The sequence below is a fragment of the Enterococcus sp. VV15 genome (genome assembly GCF_005236045.1).
Lineage (GTDB): Bacteria > Bacillota > Bacilli > Lactobacillales > Enterococcaceae > Enterococcus_B > Enterococcus_B durans.
In genome coordinates this window covers 1-3,493 of record NZ_QPTY01000074.1, presented here as the reverse complement: position 1 = coordinate 3,493, position 3,493 = coordinate 1, and the positions used below count along the sequence as shown (strand labels likewise).

Below are 3,493 nucleotides of genomic sequence, written 5' to 3'. Positions count from 1 at the left end.
CAAAAATTGAAAGCATGGGCTTCTAAATTGAAAAGGAATCAAATCGACTTTTACAATGAATCGCTAGATATGTTTCAGCAAACAAAAGCAGGTGGTGGAGCGTATGACGTAAATGGTTATGCTTCGGTGACAGAGTTTCATTTAGATGGATCAATCAATCCTAACGCTGAAAATGGTCATGTGATTATTAACGCTCGATTTAAAGCGGACAGTAATGATCTGGCGATTGCAAAAGTGATTGAGAAGTATGTTGGATTGTGGGGATCATCGAAACCCACTGGCGTTGTGGGAAGGTCAAACCTATTAAACTGCAATGTTTTTGCGAATCGAGGTATTTCTTATCGATTGGTCGAATTAGGATTCATTACGAACAAGCGGGATATTGATGAGCTAACAAAAAATATTGATGCGATTGCGAAAGGGATAGTTGAAGCGATTACAGGCGAATCACTGAGTGGAGCTACTTCTTCTACAAATACAGTATCAAAACCACAAACACCATCCGACCATGACAAAGCAGTAGCAGCAAGTAAAGCTGTTCATCAAGGGAACGCATGGGCAAAATTAGATAAGTTCAATGAAGTAAGTAAAGGGAAAGTGCGAATTGCTGGATGGCTGGTACCAGATAAACCAGAAGGTGCAATCGGTAAATTTGCTTATGTATTGATCATGAAGCATGGCACAACTGAAGAAATCACTCGTGTGGCTTCGCAAGGAATCAAACGACCTGACGTGAAGAAAAACTATGGCTACAAAGGTGGCGATACCCTAGGAATGGACGTCACCTTGGATTTAAGCTGGGTGAAAAAAGGAACGAAAATTGATATCATCTTACGTCGATGCAATCAAGCGAATGGTGAAGGTGCAGTAAATGATGTGTGTATTTCTGATATTTATTTGACACTATAAAAATAGCCCCTCGTTGAGGGGCATTACATAATCAGCTGCATAAGTTGCTAAATAAATTTTTGATATATTCAAAGAATTTATTTAGTATTTTTAGGGGAGAACAATAGATAATAAACATAATAAAATTAAACAAAATAAAAAGACTAAATAATACAAATTTCACAATAGAATCTTGGGACGTAATACTAAAGATATTTGTAAATGGTTGTACCCAGTCAGAATATCTGACTGCTCTTAAGAGTAAAGAAAATAAAAACAAATCAACAAAAAAGAACATACTAAAATAAAGAGTGGGGTGCTTTTGCTTAGTGCTACAATCACACTTTGCTTGTCCACATGCACAACTTTTTAATTTTAAGTTAGTTAATTTTGAAATAGCGTTAAATGATATAAATACTATTAACAATAGAGTTATTGATGATAAAGAGATATACATTAGGATTTTAGATAACGGTGTTTTCGCAAGGTTATCACCTATAGCTCCGATTTGTGATAGACCACCAAATACTGCGAAAATAATGGTTGAAAATATTCCCATCATGCTAAGAACATCAATTGTCATTTTTTCGTACTTTGTTTTATATTTCTCTTCCGTTTCTGCCAAAGATTTACCTAAATTTGTAAAATTTTGGCTTAATGTATACAACTCTGTTTTTTCTGATTTGAGATCATCTTTTAATTGTAAAAGTTCGCTTTTTTGCTCTTTATATAAGCTATTTTTTTGGCTTAAAGCTAAACTAAGATGTTCTGTTATTTTTGCTAAACTAGATATTGCATTCTTGTCTCTCAGTGTTAATTTATCTTGTTCTTTTTTAGTTATAAATATTTCGACGTAGAACTCTCTTATATCATTTATAAGACCTTCGGCAGTATCCTCCTCATCTTTAAAAACAGAGGTAGTGAGATCAGCGTAAGGTATAGCATTCGATGGAATCTTACTGGCTGTCTCGTAAAGATCGTTAAGGTCTTTTTTTAAATCTTTTTGTATGTAATCAATATTAGAATATTTTTCAAATATTGATAGTAACTTATCTACAAAAGGAGCAGAATTAACGATATAATTCTGCTCCAATTCCTCTATCTCATCTTGTGTAAGTGGAGTTTTAAGTTCATTTTGCGACATCTAGTAAATCCTCCAAATTATACGGAACGTCACTTCTACCAAACTGGATAAATTGTTTATTTGAAAACCAACGTTTATGTTTATGACTTTGATTCACAAGAGCAGAAGTTTTTTCTTGTAAAAGAGAATCTATAATGTCATTCAAATTATTATACTGTTCCAATTGGAATTTTGGTTCGAATATATTAGAAGCGCCATAAACACTGTACTCTTCATATATATCTTTTACTACAGGACCATATCTCCATACTAAAAATTGTTCGTCATATTCTTCTCTCAACCATTGTTCTGTAATTCGTTCCTGTTTTAAACCGTTGATTATTGTGAAGTAGAGTACTTTTTGTAATTGTAGATTTGTTATGCCTTTGCCAGTACTTTGAGCACGAGCAATCACATGATCAGCTAAATCTCTCATTGGCATTTCCTCTTCCTCCATTCTAAAAGTATGATATTTTATAACAAAACTAGTTGTATGTCAACATTGCACTTTTCTACAAGTTAAGTATATCAAGGCTTTAAACAGCCGTAAAGTCATTTGAAGAAATTATTTAATTATTTTTTCCGTTCTCCAACCAGCTGCTCTACTTGACGTTATAAAAAATAGCCCTCTCACTTTCTGAGGGGGCATACATAGTTTTATTTAGTGTAGTAAACATATATCTCGTCTTTGCCGAAATCAGTCATGTAAACATCTTTTACGTTTTCTAACTGTAATTCGTTAAGAGAGATAAATACTTCTGTGTCACCAGAAAAAACCGTCCAGTCAAGGCTGCGACGGTAAAAAATGGTAGCTATGGCTACTCTTATTAATTATTATTATATACTTAATAAGTTTACGTGTAAACATAGAATATGAGCAAGAAAGATAATTCAATAAGTTAGGTTAAAAAATATATGAACTAAATTGAATATCCTAGGATATTATCATGGCTAAATCATGTATATCTGAATTTCATATATTATATTATTGTCACGGTTATGAATTAGAAAGAAAGCCTCAACCAATCATTTTTGGCTGAGGTATTTTTTCGTTCTTCTGAAAAAATTAAGCAAATAATAGACTAAAAAATAAACATGTGAGATAATGAACACAGAAAAAAGCTTCAGATACTCCCTCACCCTAGATTTTTTCCCCAAAAAGATAAGTATCTGAAGCTTTTTCTTTTTATAACTTGGAAATAATAGCATAAAATAATATATTTTACAAAGAATAAGACAATCTAGTTTTTTGCTATTAAATGTGTAATAATTAATGTGCCATCACAACAAAGAATGAAACCCATTATTATCTAGTCTATGTCCATTCTTTTTGTTTGCAGTAGTTGTGATAGCTTTCTGTACCCTTAGCTCAGTTGGTCAGAACAGACGGCTCATAACCGTCTGATCGTAGGTTCGAGTCCTACAGGGTACATAAATTAAGTCAAGTCAGATTATTAGGAATTAAATAAAATAAGTGGTACA

3 protein-coding genes and 1 tRNA gene are annotated in these 3,493 nt (G+C 32.8%); 2 read left to right on the top strand and 2 right to left on the bottom strand.

Annotation, left to right across the window (positions count from 1 at the left end; translation table 11 throughout):
* A partial coding sequence (locus tag DVW83_RS14305) for an N-acetylmuramoyl-L-alanine amidase (protein WP_238699439.1) occupies nucleotides 1–909 on the top strand: 909 nt, incomplete at its 5' end.
* 31 nt (nucleotides 910–940) lie between these two features.
* Here the strand turns inward: DVW83_RS14305 and DVW83_RS14300 are convergent.
* Together DVW83_RS14300 and DVW83_RS14295 are read right to left on the bottom strand one after the other, a co-directional pair.
* On the bottom strand, nucleotides 941–2,032 hold the full coding sequence (locus DVW83_RS14300) for a hypothetical protein (RefSeq protein WP_238699438.1): 1,092 nt from the start codon (nucleotides 2,030–2,032) through the stop codon (nucleotides 941–943).
* Nucleotides 2,019–2,453: a Panacea domain-containing protein gene (locus DVW83_RS14295; RefSeq protein WP_137239608.1), complete on the bottom strand. Its 435-nt coding sequence runs from the start codon at nucleotides 2,451–2,453 to the stop codon at nucleotides 2,019–2,021. Before DVW83_RS14295 ends, DVW83_RS14300 begins: the two co-directional genes overlap by 14 nt.
* Before the next feature lie 916 nt (nucleotides 2,454–3,369).
* Here DVW83_RS14295 and DVW83_RS14290 point away from each other — a divergent pair.
* Nucleotides 3,370–3,443, top strand: a tRNA-Ile gene (locus DVW83_RS14290).
* Nucleotides 3,444–3,493: the final 50 nt, after the last annotated feature.

Excerpts from the sequence above, each read along its gene's own strand:
- DVW83_RS14300 (WP_238699438.1), bottom strand. The coding sequence starts at position 2,032 with ATGTCGCAAAATGAACTTAAAACTCCACTTACACAAGATGAGATAGAG.
- DVW83_RS14295 (WP_137239608.1), bottom strand. The coding sequence starts at position 2,453 with ATGCCAATGAGAGATTTAGCTGATCATGTGATTGCTCGTGCTCAAAGT.